The sequence below is a fragment of the Trinickia symbiotica genome (genome assembly GCF_003028655.1).
GTDB classification, from domain to species: domain Bacteria; phylum Pseudomonadota; class Gammaproteobacteria; order Burkholderiales; family Burkholderiaceae; genus Trinickia; species Trinickia symbiotica_A.
The window spans coordinates 469,449-484,548 of the sequence record NZ_PYUC01000003.1; the positions used below are offsets into that span (position 1 = coordinate 469,449).

General features: G+C 59.5%; 21 protein-coding genes. 14 read left to right on the forward strand and 7 right to left on the reverse strand.

Annotated elements, in window-relative coordinates:
• Positions 1-21: 21 nt before the first annotated feature.
• Positions 22-957, forward strand: coding sequence for a LysR family transcriptional regulator (locus tag C9I57_RS08225; protein WP_107150108.1), 936 nt, complete (start codon positions 22-24; stop codon positions 955-957).
• A gap of 58 nt (positions 958-1,015) precedes the next feature.
• Here C9I57_RS08225 and C9I57_RS08230 read toward each other — a convergent pair whose 3' ends face one another.
• From C9I57_RS08230 to C9I57_RS08245, 5 genes are all read right to left on the reverse strand, one after another.
• Entirely contained in the window at positions 1,016-1,738 is a 723-nt protein-coding gene (locus C9I57_RS08230) for a GlcG/HbpS family heme-binding protein (protein WP_107150109.1), read from the reverse strand.
• Positions 1,739-2,044: 306 nt separating this feature from the next.
• The gene (locus tag C9I57_RS32390) at positions 2,045-2,275 is read right to left on the reverse strand and encodes a hypothetical protein (protein WP_146166185.1); all 231 of its coding nucleotides are present in this window, start codon (positions 2,273-2,275) and stop codon (positions 2,045-2,047) included.
• Between the two features lie 80 nt (positions 2,276-2,355).
• Entirely contained in the window at positions 2,356-2,733 is a 378-nt protein-coding gene (locus C9I57_RS08235) for a hypothetical protein (RefSeq protein ID WP_107150110.1), read from the reverse strand.
• On the reverse strand, positions 2,730-3,416 hold the full coding sequence (locus C9I57_RS08240) for a DUF433 domain-containing protein (RefSeq protein ID WP_107150111.1): 687 nt from the start codon (positions 3,414-3,416) through the stop codon (positions 2,730-2,732). Before C9I57_RS08240 ends, C9I57_RS08235 begins: the two co-directional genes overlap by 4 nt.
• Positions 3,417-3,590: 174 nt before the next feature.
• Complete coding sequence (locus C9I57_RS08245; RefSeq protein WP_107150112.1) at positions 3,591-4,022, reverse strand: VOC family protein; 432 nt, start codon at positions 4,020-4,022, stop codon at positions 3,591-3,593.
• A 179-nt stretch (positions 4,023-4,201) separates the two neighbouring features.
• On the opposite strand from C9I57_RS08245, the gene C9I57_RS08250 reads away from it, so the two are divergent.
• From C9I57_RS08250 to C9I57_RS08280, 7 genes are all read left to right on the forward strand, one after another.
• Positions 4,202-5,080: a LysR family transcriptional regulator gene (locus tag C9I57_RS08250; RefSeq protein ID WP_107150113.1), complete on the forward strand. Its 879-nt coding sequence runs from the start codon at positions 4,202-4,204 to the stop codon at positions 5,078-5,080.
• Between the two features lie 291 nt (positions 5,081-5,371).
• Positions 5,372-5,977, forward strand: coding sequence for a hypothetical protein (locus C9I57_RS08255; protein ID WP_146166186.1), 606 nt, complete (start codon positions 5,372-5,374; stop codon positions 5,975-5,977).
• Between the two features lie 13 nt (positions 5,978-5,990).
• Entirely contained in the window at positions 5,991-6,389 is a 399-nt protein-coding gene (locus tag C9I57_RS08260) for a glycosyltransferase (protein ID WP_107150115.1), read from the forward strand.
• 598 nt (positions 6,390-6,987) lie between these two features.
• Positions 6,988-7,518, forward strand: a complete 531-nt coding sequence (locus C9I57_RS08265) for a hypothetical protein (protein ID WP_107150116.1) — start codon at positions 6,988-6,990, stop codon at positions 7,516-7,518.
• A 114-nt stretch (positions 7,519-7,632) separates the two neighbouring features.
• Positions 7,633-7,947 carry a hypothetical protein gene (locus C9I57_RS08270; protein ID WP_107150117.1) on the forward strand — a complete coding sequence of 105 codons (315 nt, stop codon included), beginning with the start codon at positions 7,633-7,635 and terminating at the stop codon, positions 7,945-7,947.
• 2 nt (positions 7,948-7,949) lie between these two features.
• Positions 7,950-8,483, forward strand: coding sequence for a hypothetical protein (locus C9I57_RS08275; RefSeq protein ID WP_107150118.1), 534 nt, complete (start codon positions 7,950-7,952; stop codon positions 8,481-8,483).
• The gene (locus C9I57_RS08280; RefSeq protein ID WP_107150119.1) at positions 8,480-8,878 is read left to right on the forward strand and encodes a hypothetical protein; all 399 of its coding nucleotides are present in this window, start codon (positions 8,480-8,482) and stop codon (positions 8,876-8,878) included. Before C9I57_RS08275 ends, C9I57_RS08280 begins: the two co-directional genes overlap by 4 nt.
• Before the next feature lie 74 nt (positions 8,879-8,952).
• On the opposite strand, the gene C9I57_RS08285 is transcribed toward C9I57_RS08280, so the two are convergent.
• On the reverse strand, positions 8,953-9,231 hold the full coding sequence (locus C9I57_RS08285) for a helix-turn-helix domain-containing protein (RefSeq protein ID WP_107150120.1): 279 nt from the start codon (positions 9,229-9,231) through the stop codon (positions 8,953-8,955).
• 116 nt (positions 9,232-9,347) lie between these two features.
• Between C9I57_RS08285 and C9I57_RS08290 the strand changes: the two genes are divergently transcribed.
• The 5 genes from C9I57_RS08290 (at position 9,348) to C9I57_RS08310 (ending at position 12,684) form a co-directional block, all read left to right on the forward strand.
• On the forward strand, positions 9,348-9,788 hold the full coding sequence (locus C9I57_RS08290; RefSeq protein ID WP_146166187.1) for a hypothetical protein: 441 nt from the start codon (positions 9,348-9,350) through the stop codon (positions 9,786-9,788).
• Between the two features lie 10 nt (positions 9,789-9,798).
• Positions 9,799-10,284, forward strand: coding sequence for a hypothetical protein (locus tag C9I57_RS08295; RefSeq protein WP_107150122.1), 486 nt, complete (start codon positions 9,799-9,801; stop codon positions 10,282-10,284).
• Between the two features lie 390 nt (positions 10,285-10,674).
• Positions 10,675-10,953, forward strand: a complete 279-nt coding sequence (locus tag C9I57_RS33795) for a DUF2628 domain-containing protein (RefSeq protein ID WP_181321767.1) — start codon at positions 10,675-10,677, stop codon at positions 10,951-10,953.
• Between the two features lie 37 nt (positions 10,954-10,990).
• Positions 10,991-11,800: an alpha/beta hydrolase family protein gene (locus C9I57_RS08305; RefSeq protein ID WP_107150124.1), complete on the forward strand. Its 810-nt coding sequence runs from the start codon at positions 10,991-10,993 to the stop codon at positions 11,798-11,800.
• A gap of 308 nt (positions 11,801-12,108) precedes the next feature.
• Positions 12,109-12,684, forward strand: a complete 576-nt coding sequence (locus C9I57_RS08310; RefSeq protein WP_107150125.1) for a recombinase family protein — start codon at positions 12,109-12,111, stop codon at positions 12,682-12,684.
• A 48-nt stretch (positions 12,685-12,732) separates the two neighbouring features.
• Here C9I57_RS08310 and C9I57_RS08315 read toward each other — a convergent pair whose 3' ends face one another.
• Positions 12,733-13,710, reverse strand: coding sequence for an HNH endonuclease (locus C9I57_RS08315; protein WP_181321768.1), 978 nt, complete (start codon positions 13,708-13,710; stop codon positions 12,733-12,735).
• Between the two features lie 274 nt (positions 13,711-13,984).
• Between C9I57_RS08315 and C9I57_RS08320 the strand changes: the two genes are divergently transcribed.
• A complete protein-coding gene (locus C9I57_RS08320; protein WP_258187551.1) occupies positions 13,985-15,088 on the forward strand; it encodes a DNA-methyltransferase in 1,104 nt (367 codons plus the stop codon).
• The last annotated feature ends 12 nt before the right edge of the window (positions 15,089-15,100 follow it).

Consider the following 15,100-nt stretch of genomic DNA (forward strand, 5'->3'; position numbering starts at 1 on the left):
ACTTTCACCGTAGGAATGAAAATGATCCGGCTCGACGACTTGAGCCTCTTCGTTCGCACCGCTGCGCTCGGCAGTTTCTCGAACGCCGCACGCGAAGCGGATTTGCTGCCGGGCCAGGTCAGTGCGGCGATCCAGCGGCTCGAGCGCGAACTCGACGTTCGGCTTTTTGCACGCTCCACGCGTAGCCTGCGGCTGACGGCCGAGGGCGAGCAGTATCTGCCGTACGCACGCGAAGTGCTGGCGATGCTGAGCGAAGGGCGCGAGCGGTTGCGCGGTGAAGAAGACACCTTGCAAGGCGTGCTCCAGATCGCCGCGCCATCGGATCTCGGGCGCAATGTGCTGTTGCCGTGGCTGAGCGAATTCCGCGAGGCGCATCCGAAGTTGTCGCTGAGACTGTTCTTGTCGGATCAGTTGACCGACGTCTTTCGCGATCCGGTCGATATCGCGATCCGCTACGGTGCGGCGGAGAATGCGAGCTACGTGGCGTTGCCGCTTGCAGAAGACAATCGGCGCGTGCTCGTCGCGTCGCCCGATTATCTTCAACGCAATGGACGACCGCGGACCCTCGACGATTTGGCCCGGCATCAGTGCCTGCTTTACGCGCTGAGCGGGCGTGTCTACGACCGATGGGGTTTTCCGGTGAACGGCGAGCGGCGGCAGGTCGCTGTGAGCGGGTCCTTATCGTGCGACGATGCCGATGTCGCGCGGCGCTGGGCCATCGACGGTTACGGCATTGCCTACAAGTCATGGATCGACGTATGTGGCGACGTACGGGCGGGCAGGCTTGAATTGCTGTTGCCCGAACAACCGGGCGAGCCTGTGCCGCTTAACCTCGTTTGCCCTCATCGAAAGCAGTTCCTCCCCGCCATTCGACGATTGCATGACGTCTTGAAGGAAAGGATCACTGCCTACGCCGGCGGGCTGCCGCTGCCCGTAACAACGACTGACCTCTCATGAGATTTCGCCGAATCGTTTTGGCCGCCGCCGGCGCATTGTCGTTGGAGTGTCTGCCGCGCTATGGCGTTTCGATTTTCGATGGACTCAAGTCCGAAGGAAAGCAGTGCGGGTGCTCGAATCCTGTCGGTACTGAATTGGTGGCATAAATGATGTTGTCAGTCTTGTCCGGGGCTACGCCGGACGGGATGCCGGCCAGCCCCGCGAGCTTGCGCATGCGAAACGCGATGGCATGGTCGGCGCAAGCGCTGTCTCCACTGACGCCGAGACCGCCGATGACTTTGCCCCCCACGTACAACGCAACGCCGCCGCCGAACGTGACGACACCGCCGAGCACGCGTCCTTGGCCAGTTCCATTCGCGAGAAAGCGAGCGTCGAACGGATTCGTATTGTTGAGACCATAGAGCGAGCCGCCGGGCTGAGTGGGGGCATAGAGGTTGGCCGTCGACAGAGCGAGTGCATCGTTGCTGAAACCGTTGGCCGTGTAGGCCTTCGCGATCGCAATGGCTCGGCTTCCTGGCCAGGCATCGCCCGTCTTGATCACCGAACAAAGGTGCCCATCCCGGTCGACCACGGCGGACCACATGCGGTTCGGCTTAAAGATGCCGCCGTTGGCATCGCCCAAATTGACGACGACGGCGAGCTGCTTTTGCACGAGTGCGACGGTTCCCGCGGGCATCGTGCAGCCGACGGCGTTGCCGCCGTCATCGTCGGCGAATGCCGACGTCGCGCCAACGACGGTCAACAATGTGGCGAGCAACTTAATGCAGCGTTTCGCGTTCATGGTGGATGGCCTCCAAAGATGGGAATCTCCGTTCGGCAATCGCCTAACGGTTCCGCGCCGCACAGCTAAAATCGTGACTCGCGATAGCTCGACGTCAATCGTCGAATGAACGGCAAGCGCGAGACAAGTGCATTAGTTTTTGTTTTCGAGCCGAAAACTTCGACGAATCGAATCGGGGCTGCGGCTATCGACGAGCAGCGACGACACACGCGCGAGGCCCGCGCCAAGGTGTGCTTGGACGTTTGAAATCAAGATGGACCGAGTCGGTGCCATGAGGGTGCACCGGAGTTGCCAGACAGTATCGCTTCAGGTTGTTTTCAATTGCATTGCACGACGGATCATAGGTCGCTGCGGCACATGGCGGCGGACAAATGAATGGCGGAATTTGACGCCGCCGGCCATGCCGAATCCGCTCACGAGTGAATGCCTGTTGTTGCCTGACGATGAAAGAGTGCCCCATGAAACCCGGCCCGCGAGCAGATGCGCCAGAACGGAACGACGACGAGGACGATCGAGATCAACAGGGAGCAGCCGCATCGGCACCTCCTTCAGGTGGTGATGCCGGTTCGGCAGTACGGAAAGTGCACTCCTACAGGGCGACTTGTTCGAATTGGCCCTTACCGGAGAAATTGTAGGGGGACCTTGAACGCGGCTCCGCCCTTGATTCCCTCGGACTGGTCGATGATTCGCGGCCACCAACGTACTAGGTTATGCGCCTTATCCCAGAACTGGTGGTTTGACCATCCTTTGTCTAGAAAAAAGACGATCAACCCGGCTCGCCGTAAGGCCTCCCGTTCGAGTCCTTTGTTCAGCTTGTCGTGGGTGATGACGGACCACCCCCGTTCGTTCGACAGTGCATCGATCCAGACGGAATCCCCCGTGTCTTGGGGGAACAATTCTTTTAGATGAGCAACTGAATGCCCCAGCGGCTCGGACAACGCGTGTAACGCCCTTGCCAAGGCTGGTGGCAAGTTGTTGTCGACAAAGAACCTCACGCGGTTGCCAAGCCTTCTTCGAAGGCAATGGCTGCGTCGACAGCCGCAACCGGCACTTCATAAAGCTTCGCAACAAAATCCTTGTCGCCCTCCACGGCAAACGCGTCGTAGAGGATCGAAGTCCTGACAGCGCCATCCGTGACGATCGGCTTTCCGAACGCAATTTGCGGATCGAGCACAACCGCTTTGCTTCGCGGAGACGGGTACCACCGCGCCGCCAACTGATTCCCATCGAACTCAATACCGCCATACAGCGACGGTTCGATGATTTTACGGAATGCGTACTGCCGCTGCACGAGATCGAGTAACTCGGTCTCCCCGGCTTCCTTCATGGCGGAGGCAAAAATAGTGCGGCCGTCAGTCCTGAATTTGCGGGAAGTGAACGGGTAGTCCGTGGCAAATAACTCACGTGCTCGCTGGCTTGCCACACGGATCGTCTGCAGGCTGACCCCATGCTGGCGGAATGCTCGCACGAACCGGACTTCGAGGAGATCGTGGAAGCTGATGCCATCTACGTCATCATCGAACTCAGTCTCCCAGAGGGGAGGGACTTCTACCGATGCCTCGCTCTTCTTGTCTCGGTAGGAGTAGCCGCACAACCACCGGCGCAGGTCTCGCAACGGGGTCTTTGTAAGTCGAGCCGCCTCATGGAAGGTGTATAGGCCGACGCCTGTAAGCTTCATGCGCACCTCCCTCCCAAAGTTGGCCGTATCGGATAGACCCACGATTTTACCTAATTCGGCCGGCCTCTTTCCGGCGAGTCGTCTGAGTTGGGATGCAATCAACCGGCGCGCGTCACTATGACGCAGCGCACGCAACTACTCGCGCTGCGCAGTTGAAGCAACGCGCTAATCGGCTTACTTCGCGAACAGCGACTCCATATTCGCGAACGCCTTCAGTTCGAGCGCATTGCCCGACGGATCCAGGAAGAACATGGTCGCCTGCTCGCCGACTTCGCCCTTGAAGCGGATGTACGGCTCGATGACGAATTTCACGCCGGCGTCGGCCAGCCTCTTCGCGGCTTCCTCCCACTGAGCCATCGACAGCACTACACCGAAATGCCGCACCGGCACGCCATGACCGTCGACTGCGCTCGTCGCGCGATGGCCGACTTCCTCTGGCGCGTAGTGGGCGACGATTTGGTGACCGTAGAAGTTGAAGTCGACCCAATCCTCGGCACTGCGGCCTTCGGGGCAGCCGAGCAGATCGCCATAGAACTCGCGTGCCGCAGCGATGCTGTGGACCGGGAAGGCAAGGTGGAACGGGGGCAGGCTGGTCGTTGAGTCCATGACAGGTCCGTTATCAGTAGGGGGTGCGCCGGCAGGTATGGCCTCAAGGCGGGGCGGTGCCGGCTTTGTCATACGTGGCCGTCGGGTCACGCGATCGAAAGCAGTTTACGAACGATGAAAGTAGTTTAAAAGCGATATATTTTCGACCTTAGCACCAAAGTTTTCGATCAATCGACACCATGCTGCGTGAGCTTCGTACCTTTCTTGCCGTTGTTCGCTATGGCACTTTCGCGAGCGCTGGCTCGCATATCGGCCTCACGCAGTCGGCCGTCAGCGCGCAGATTCAGCGGCTCGAAGCAGAGTTGGGGTTCGCGCTGTTCGACCGTACCGGACGGTCCGCGACACTCAACGCGGCCGGCCGGCAGGCGGTGGACGTGGCAGAGGAACTTCTCTCGGTCTACGCCCGGCTCTCGGATCGCGGCCACGGCGCCGACCAGTCAGGACTATTGCGCGTGGGATCGATCGCGTCCGCGCAGGGTTCGTTTCTTGTCGGCGCGATCCGGCGCTTCCGCGACAAGGCACCGGGCTGGCGCATACGCGTCGTGCCGGGTGTGTCGCTGAACTTGCTGGCGCAGGTCGATTCGGGTGAAGTCGATGTCGCCGTGATCATCAAGCCGCCGTTCGCGCTGCCAACCGAGCTCAAATGGCGGACGCTGGCGATGGAGCCGTTCGCACTGCTCGTACCGCGCGACTTGGCAGACAGGCCCTGGCGCGAACTGCTGAAATCGGAACCCTTCATCCGCTACGACCGCAATTCGTTTGGCGGTCGACTGGTCGATCGCTTCCTGCGCCGGATCCGCGCGAGCGTGCACGACGTAGTCGAACTGGACGAATTGCAGGGGATTGTGGGCCTTGTCGCGCAGGGCGTCGGCGTAGCGCTCGTGCCGCTGGCGGCGGGACTGTACCTGCCCAAGAGCACGATCGCTTTGCCGCTTGGCGACGATGCGTTTGCGCGTGAGATCGGTCTCGTCGAGCGCGGTGCGCTGGGGCGACAGCCCGCGGCGGAGGAATTCGCCGACTGCGTGCATGCGGTCACGGAGGAATTGCGGGCGCGCTGAGGGTACTTCCGATCCTAAGTCCAATTCGATCGGTAGCGAGGGCTACCGCGCCGATTGAGGCTCCTTTCCACGGGCATTCGCAAAGCTGCGTCAGCCGCATGCCAACGCAGCCAGTCACAGACTGGGCGTATCGGCGGCCGATGCGCAAGCCGTCCACTTCCCTTGGTCCGAAATTCCAACGCAGCTCAGTCGTAGCTAAAGGTATTGCTTACCGTGTAGCTGGGCCGACGTTCGACGAACGTCGGCCTTCACATGGCCGTTAACCGCAAACCAATACTTAGCGTGATAGCGATGATGACTGATTTTCAATTTGATATCGGCGAATCAAGTGAAGCTGCTCCGCCGGACGCCTTTGTGTTGTGCACGCCCAAAGGGTGGGATTCATATATTTCGCGCGAATTTCATGAGATTCACCAGAACCTGGCATCTCTTGGTTGGACGATGATGGTAGTCGACGAGACGGATGACGAGCGGTTGCGCGATGTAATTCGCCGAGCGCGGTTGGTGCTGCTCTGGGAATGCTATGAAATCCTAGAGCGCTTGGCCGATTCGTTCGCCACGCTCCCGAAACACATTAGACGCGTGGTCTTTTGCGACGATGTTCATTACTTCAACGAGCATCGGCGTGCTCAGCGACTGCGAGCTTTTCACTGGGCAGACTTGATTTTGGCCACTTATCCGAACAAATTGACCGAATGGTTTCCTGACGTAAAGAAGCGCATCAAATGGACACCGCATTCGGCCGCGTCCGCCTTTTCGCCCGTCTTCGCCCCTGTCTTTGATCGCGTCTTGTTGTCGGGATTGGCCGTATCCCTTCCGTCAATTTTGCGCGGCGAAGCTACCGGACGCCGTATGCAACATCGTGGATCACCCCGGCTATCCCGGATATCCGGGTGACCGGACTAACCAGATGCGAGCCGATTCCAACGCGCTTGCGACTGTCGGGGGCCCACGTTATGCAACGCTGTTGCGCCGCCATCCAGCGATGCTGGTATGTGGCTCGATATTCAATTATCTGGTCGCGAAAGTGTTCGAGGGCATGGCGACAGGCTGTTTGGTCATTGCGGATCGCGTATCGCTGGGAACTCAGCTTGCGGCGTTGGGATTCGTCGAAGGAGAGGATTACATCGGTACGGATATTTTTCACGTCATCGAAGACGCGGCGGAGGTCCAGCGGTTATTCCTGAATGACGTCCGGCGCTGGTCGGCGATTGTTGAGCGCGCATCGCTGAAGGTTGCCAAGCATCACACGACAAATGTTCGTGCCAGAAATATCCATGCACTGTGCTTGCAGGAGGTGGCGACGTGAACGGCTGCGGGCGATCTCGCGCTTTTGATATGGTCGTTCAGCGTGTCAGCAACGCTCTCGGCCTATCGTGCGGTAGCTCTATGTTCGTCTTTGGAGCGCGGACGGCTCCGTGGTCGGGCGGGCCTATTTCAATACAAAACCGAGGATCTTGACCACGGCTGTTGCAGGCCAATGGGTTCAGCGTCGTCGTGGAATCTTGTGTACCAATGTGTGTACCAAAAAGCGAGGACTCGACCTGCGAACCGCCATGGACGTGGGTGGTAGTTCGGCGACCCGGATCGTCGGATATGCGGGATTTGTAATTATTCCGGTGTAGATCCACACCTTGAACGCAATCTTAGCGCTAATTTCGCCAGCCTGGTCAAAGTTAGTTGGTCGCCGCCGAACGATTTTCCCCTGATAAAATGTGGTTAAGCCGAATAGTCGCTCGCCACACCGCACTGCTCGGTCTTCCATGCGCCGCAGCGCACGCCTGAGCAAATCCGCCGGAGTTCGGCCGGATTTCGCTTCGAATTTCCCTCTCTGATCTGCCCGAAATGTCCGATGCCGCCAGGCAGGCGTTGCTGCGCGCTCTTTTTTTGCATTTTCAGGAGCCACCATGCCTGCGATTACCCTCCCAACCACCGTTGAGAGCACTCCGACAACCTTCACGCCCGCGTTTCCATTCGTCTCACAGGCAAACGACTTCGATGACGTGCTGGCGATTACCGGCATGCTTTCGCTCGGGGCGCTCAAGACTAGCGAGGAAGTGCGGCAGCTCGCCATCGCGAAGGCCCGGCACCCAGCGCGAGGGCCCTACTTCTACACAGAGGAACGGATCGCAGCCCTTCTGGCCCAGATTCAGCTAGTGGCCAGCGTGTACAAGGAGGTCAGCACAGTTTCCGATATTCCTGACGTTGCCCTATTGGTTGTCGAATACGTGCCGGACATGGATATGGGCAGGCATATTCTGTTCCATCGGGCTAAAGCGACGCACACGTCGGGCACGACGATCGAATATGCGCTGGACCCCTTGCCAGGAATCCCGCCGGCTGAGCGCGTTCGTACCGACATCAAGAATCTGATTGGCCGCGGCACTTGGACAATCGGGGTACATCAAATGAAAACGAAAGCCGGCGCGAGCAAGTAATCCCGAGCACCAGAACCAAAGCTATCCGTCGCCCAAGCATTAAGAGCCAGTGTTTGCAGCACTGGCTCTTGTGCGTTTACGGCCGGCAACCGTTGTCACCCGAACGGAGTTTCCATGACGTGTACTTACCCGAACTCAGCTCCACGCAACCGGCCCAACACGCCGCTATTTGCCGTGGGGCAGATCGTCGCGACGCCCGGCGCGCTCGATCTGCTCGACCGTAACGGCATCGCCGCCGACCAGTTTCTCCGTCGTCATATCACGGGCGACTGGGGCGACGTACCGCCCGAAGACGCGAAATCGAACTGGTTTGCCGTGCGCCACGGCTCGCGCATCTTGTCGAGCTTCAGCGTTGGCACCGAGCGCTGCTGGATCATCACAGAGGCCGACCGTGCCGTGACCACGATTTTGCTGCCTTCGGAGTATTGAAGATGCCGAGCATCCCAACTACCGTCCGCGTGACCGAAACTGGCTTCGAACCTGCGTACAGACGCGTACAACAGAGCGGCGACTTCGATTGTCCATTCGCTGTCATCGCGATGATCGCCCATGTCACCCTCGACGAGGTGCGCCGCGTGGCCGTCGAGCGGTTTCATCATCCACCGCACGGTCCTTATTGCATAACAGGCGAACTGGCCGCGAAACTTCTCGGACACTATGGGTACAGCGCTGGCATGTACGAAGAACCTAGCTCGACTAATGACATCCCCGATCTTGCGATCGCGCTCGTGGACTACGACGACCACACCAATCTCGGTCGACATGTGTTGTTCCACCGCGCCCGTTGCAATCGCGACGAACTTGTCACGGTGGCGTATGTCATCGATCCGGCGTACTGGCTCGCACCGCAAGACTACGTGCGGACCAGCCTGCCCGACATTCAGTGGTTCCTTGAGGTGTACCCCAAGGGCGAGTATGGCCACAAGGTGGTCGCGCTGCGACTGCAAGGCAGAGCGATGACATGACAGGTACATATCCTGCCGCACCGGCGATGGCGTCACCGGACCTATTGCGCCGGCCGCTGCGCGACCTCCTCTGTCGGTTGCCGCTGTTGCCGGTCAACGAATCGGGTCACCCCGATTTCGCCGCAGCCGAACCCGATCTGCTGATTGGGCTGGCCGAGTCGGCGGAGTTGTTGTCGCACATCCTCCACGACGGGTTTTCAGCAATCGGGGTGCTTCACGTCTGCACGGCACCGGGGATCGCGAACGGCGACATCACCGCAACGCATACCGTTGCCATCGGCAGGCTGATGGTCGAGCTTGCCGAAGCGCTCGCGCATACGCAGGGGCTGTCGCACGAGTGCCGTCGGTACACCGTCGACTACATCGGCGACGGGAGAGTGATCGATGACGAATGACGCAGCCGTGTGCCGCCGAAACCGACCGCTCGGTCTGATACGGCGCGCCAAGCTACCAGGCGGCAGCGAAGCCACTACCGCACCATATCGTCGGGCATACCCGCCGTAGTCTCACCGTCGCGTTCGTGCTCGGCAACAAGCGCCGCCATCGTCACACCGAGCGCGCTGGCGATCCTCGCGATGTTGCAGATGGAGATATTGCGCTCGCCGCGCTCGACCGAACTGACGTAGTTCGGATGCAGGTCGGCCGCCTCTGCGATCTTCTCCTGGGTCAGTTCCTTAGCCTTTCGGATGCGGCGCATGTTGGCCGCAAACAGGAGTTGCGCTTCACACTTTTGAGTTTGGTTGGACATGCCGGAAGTGTTCCGGTGCTGCCCGCCCAATACCACACACTTTGAGTTTGGTTTGGAGTAAAGTACGCGCGATAACCAAACCCAAAGTGTTATTTCTACGTTACGGGGAAATTTCAATGAAACGAGTCCTTCTCGCGGCCCTTTTGGTCGCGTCGACATCCATTGCCAGCGCACAGCACTTGTCCGAGCAGGACATCAACCTGATGGCTGCGGCACAGAAGGCGGTCAAGACGTACAAGCAAGGTGGGGTGGCAGGCATCTTCTCGGCCGTGAACGAGTGCTACGGGCACTTGCGCCAAGGTCGCAAGGGACTCGATCGGAGCGTCGAGTTTTGTATTGCGCTCGATATCGGCGGCATCTTCGTCGATTCGGAAATGGCAAGCGCTGAGGGCTTCCCGCGCGATCCGCGTTTCATGGACGCGGCGGCGGCGAACCGCATGAATGGAGTTCTGCGCCGATACGGGCTCAGTGCCAACGATGACGACACCCGCGCGTACTTTGCCGCCCGTGTCGAGCGCATCAAGAAATACACCAACGACGCGATGCAACTCGGATAAGGAGCGAAAAATGAAACTAACAACATCCCTGATCGCAGCCGCCGCATCGGCAGCGGCCTTCGCGGCCATGCCGTGCCATGCAGCCAGCACGGCTCAGGTCGCCCACTATGAAAAGCAGGTCGAGCGGGTCGCTACCAAAGAGTGCGATGGCGATACCGGCGACGGTGTAGCAACGTCGGCGTATTCGGGGAACCTCACGGGCGTCGGTCCGGTGACCGTCGTTTCAGCTATGTCAAACGGCTGCGCGGGCGGGCAAGCTCCGCGAACCTGGCTTTGGGTGTTCCTTCCCGACGGCAGCGGCAGTCAGGCCAACCAGCCTCCAAATTCGGTCGAATCGATCGGATTCGACAGCGACCAGATCGTCGTCAAGAGTCTCGAGGTCGGGCAGGAAGACTCGCCGAACTTCCCGAGCCATCTGACTCAGCTCGTCTACAAGATAGTTGGGCGAAAGCTGGCGCTATCCGGCAGCAAACTTCTGGCAATCAAAAAAGAGTGATCGGATTGAGAAGGCGGCAGGCCACCGTTTGACGGCGGCAACTCGTTTCACGGGCACGGTACGTCGTCGAGCCTGAGCCGCCGCAACGCGAGTCTTTCTGCCAGTTCGGTTTTCACGACGTGCCGTGACACACGGCATATCGATATGGACCAAGGGATCAGCACCATGGCATTTTGCGAACAGTGCGGTACACAGTTTTTGGAACGTGCGCTCTTCTGCGCGGGGTGCGGCAAGGCAATCACGTCCTCGGTCGCGGAGCGGTCAACGCCCCGTTCATCGCGAGCGGCCGCCGATGATGACTTCTCCGGGCTACCGGAGAAGTGGCGGCAACGCTTTGCGGCCATTGAGAGGGCGGGCGGCGAGCGCGCACGATGGTGGCGGTGGCCCGAAGTGAACCGACTGACCGCGAAAGAAAAAAGGTTGATTACCTCGAACCTGTGGGCGTTCGTGTTCGGGCCGTTCTATTACCTGTATCTCGGGATGTGGCGAAAGGCCATCACGCTGTCGCTCGTCGCGCTGGCGCTCGACGTCATCCTCGGCATGGCTGGCGACGCGCTAGGCGTTCCCGTTGATCGCTTTCTCTGGATCGTGTCGGCCGTCATCTTCAGGCAGTGCGCGAACGTCGATTACTATCGCAAGACCGTCCTCAAGCGGAAGGAATGGTGGTGATGTTGCGACTGACCGAACACTCGACAGGAAACCGTGCATGAAACGCCTCTATTGCGCAGTGACTGCGTTGCTCATCGCCGCGCATGTGGCGGCGGCTCCGCTCGATCACGGCGACCTCGTGACCTTCCCGACGCGTGATGGTGTGACGCAGAGCATCTTCATCGAATCACCATCGCAGAATCCGCCACTGGTCGTCATCCTGTATAGCGGTGGTGACGGAACCACCCGGCTCGACCAGAATGGCGCGACGAGTCAGCATGGCAACTTTATCGTCCGTACCGCCCACTTCTGGGTCCAGCATGGCTACGCGGCGGTCCTGACCGACGCGCCGTCCGACATGCAACGGGACGGCATGAACGACTACTGGCGGCGCAGCAAGGATACGTTGGTCGATCAGAGGGCGATCATCGCGCAGGTGCGCCAGCGTTTTCCCAACTCAAGAATCGCTCTGGTTAGCACGAGTCGCGGGACCGTGACGGTTGGTAACGTGCTGGAGCACGCACCAGAGCTGGCTGACGAATACGTGCTGACCTCGCCGGAGTCGGTTGCCATCAAGCATCCCGGCATATCCGACCTCGACGTGCCGGAACAGTACCGCCGCGAGGTGCTGATCGTCTCCAACAAGAACGACGTTTGCCCCGTCGCGAACTATGCTGGCGGCAAGCGTCTAGCCTCACGCAACAATGTCGCATTCATCACCGAGGAATCGGACGAGGGAGGCGGCGACAAGCAATCTGACTGTGGCGGTCACTCGCCGCACGGCTTCCTCGGCATCGAAAGCGACACGCTGAAAGACATCAACGACTGGATCGGCCAGAAGCTGCGAGGCACGATCGCCACCGAATAGATTCCGCTACGAACCGGCACACGGCGACCACAAGCTATCCGCATTGAAGCGTTTCGGCTACCACAGGCTTCCCACCTTACGTAACCCCGACGCACAACGCGTCGCCCTAAAACACCGATCAACGAACCGAAGCCAGGACATCGCGCCCTGGCTTTTTTGCATTCCAAGGAGGAGTTCATGACCGCTGGCCCATTTCCTGTTTCACCTACCATGGCCTGGCCCGAACAGATGGTTTCATATGCCTACGGGCTGAGGATTGATCGTCGCCGATACACCGCAGACTACGTTGCGCGGGAGGGCGGGCAGCCATGAGCATCATTTCGTATCTGCGTGTGTCGACCGCTGGGCAGACAGTTGAAAACCAGCGACAGGCTATTGCCGCCGCTGGCTACGAGGTGGAAAGAGAGTTCGCAGACAAGGCGACGAGCGGAACGACTGCCGCAGACTGCCGCAGCGGCTGGGCCGCGTGCGCGCAATATCTCAGGGACGGCGATACCCTCGTTGTCTACGCACTCGACCGGCTCGGCCGCAGCACGGTTGATGTCCTCACAACCATCAATACGCTCGGCGCGCGCGGAGTGCGGTTGGTAATCCTGCAGCAGCAGTTCGATACCGGCACGCCAGCGGGCAAGCTGGCGTTGACCATGTTTGCGGCGTTCGCCGAGTTCGAGAACGGAATAAGGAAGGCACGTCAGCGGGAAGGGATTGCCCGCGCACGGGCGGAGGGTGGGAAGTATCAGGGGCGCAAGCCAAAACTCTCAGCCGAGCAGCAAGCCGAACTGAGGCAACGCTTCGCAGCGGGCGAGAATCGCTCTCAGTTGGCGCGGGACTTTTGCATCGACCGCGTGACTGTGCATAGGTATTGCTCGGCCACGTGCAGCTAGGCAGTTGGACCGTACAGACTACGTGTACGGAGCCATAGCCCTATGACGCTACAAATCCCACTGCCGAACTTCGAGAGACCGCTCAATGTACAACCGCCCAGGATAATTTCGTGGATCGGCCGGCAGAATCACGTATTGGGAAAGCGCAGCACGAAACTCCTGCGTGCCACCGCCTTCGCCTCGCTGCCACAACTGAGTCATACGCGGCTCGTTGACTAAAATTCGATAGTCGACATCGAAGGCCACGAGGTTCGAGTCATAGGCGTGGTGGTGAGTCTTGCACAGAGCGATTCCGTTGTTGACTTCATCGCTACTTCCTGGAGAGAAGACCGGCACGATATGCGCTGCATCCAGAAGACCAAGCTGAATGCCACAAAACGCGCAGCGGTGACCGTAAGCGGAAAGCACAGTCCCTCGAAAGTGAGAGGCTCTATATCGACGAGCGATCTGCTGAATCACGACTCTCCGCGTCTCGTCTCGGACTTGGGCCAAGGCGGTATCGTCAACCTGGTCGAGTTGGTTAAGCAATGCCTGGTCGCCATAAGCCCCCACCGACTGGTGGAGACTCGTGAGGCCTAGCGCATAGTCCACAAAGAACGCGGGCTGAAAAGCGACAACGATCTCATTGCCCTTCTCCTGCATGGCGAACGCCCGATCGTGGGCGGCTTGCAGGGTCGACTCCTTCACTTGCGCCGACGATGAATATGCTGTTCGTCCGTCGTGTGCGGCCACATCCCAGCCAACGAAAACACCGGCTTCGTCGTGCCAACCCAACACAAGTGTCAACTCGCCCCATCGCGCCACAGGAGCGTCGGTGAATTGAATCCGATATTCGTCTGCCGCGCGGTTCGTCCCGCCGTGTGTGCAGTTCCAAATATATAGCCTGATGCGAAAAACGAAATGCTCTTGGTGGACAGCTTGAATCAGGTAAGGATGGGTACCTTCCAACACGCTGGGAAGCCATCCACCTTCACGCATGGCGTCCAGTACCTTACCTAGCAATTGTTCTTTCCGCAGGTTTGCCATCGGTCTTCTCGAATCGCTGTTTCTGCGAATCATAAACCATTGCTGGTCGCGGGACGACGCACGCTCATCGGCTAAAGGAGCGACGCAAAGCACCCTGGTGCATGCGCAAAAATTCCTGGCGCCGACCCAGGTTAGCGTAATACAATAACCTGCCAGTTAGATGCATGCGCAAAACCAGCGCGCAACATAGAGGAAAAGAATGGTCCGTCCGCATGTCTCCGAACCCCGAGACAACATCGCGAGCCTACGGCTCACCCTGAACGAGCGGCAAGAGATGGAGGCAATCTCCAATGTGTTGGGGTTCAAGTCGCTCAGCGACTACATCCGTCATCTTCACAACATCGCTGCGAAGCAGGACAAGAAGCCGGAGCGAATCAACGGCGAGAGCTACGGCCCGTTCTCCGTCGCGCACGAAACGAAGCTCGGGAAGATATACAACGGCAACTCGCTCGAATACTTGCACCATCGCGCAAAGCCCAACTCCGTCAACTTGATCATGACCTCGCCGCCTTTCGGCTTGGTTCGCAAGAAGTCGTATGGCAATGAGGACGCGGCTGCGTATTGCGACTGGTTCCGTCCGTTCGCGGAGGGGTTCAACCGCGTGCTGCGCGACGACGGAAGTTTGGTGATCGATATCGGCGGCGCGTGGAAGCCTGGCACGCCGACCCGATCTCTCTACCACTTCAAGCTGTTGATCATGCTCTGCGAAGAGTTTGGCTTTCACCTCGCCCAGGAGCATTACTGGTGGAATCCGGCCAAGCTGCCCTCACCCGCGGAGTGGGTCAACATTCGCCGGGTCCGCGTCAAAGACGCCGTCAACTGCGTGTGGTGGCTCTCGAAAACGCCGTATCCGAAGGCGAACAACAAGCGAGTTCTCGCTCCGTATTCCGACTCGATGAAGGGGCTTTTGAAGAACGGCTACAAGGCGAAGCTGCGGCCGTCCGGGCATGACATATCGGAAAAATTCTCGAAGGACAATGGCGGATCGGTGCCGCCCAATTTGCTCGCCATCGCAAACACAGAGAGCAACGGGCAATACCAAGACTACTGCCGCGCGAACGAAATCGACATTCACCCGGCCCGCTTCCCCGCGCTGCTGCCGGAGTATTTCATCAGGATGTTGACCGATCCGGGCGATCTGGTGGTCGACCCATTCGCCGGCTCATGCGTGACCGGCATGGTGGCTGAAAATCTGCGCCGAAAGTGGGCCTGCGTTGAACTGTCGAGCGAATACATTCGCGGCGGCATGGCGCGCTTCCAAACCGACGCCGAAAACGCGCGCTCCCGCCCCGCCAATTACTCGATCAGCACGCCCTGCTCGCAGCCTGCGGATGAGACGGAGGTGCCGTTGGTCGCGAACGGCGGGGCCACAAGATAAGAGACGCCAGTC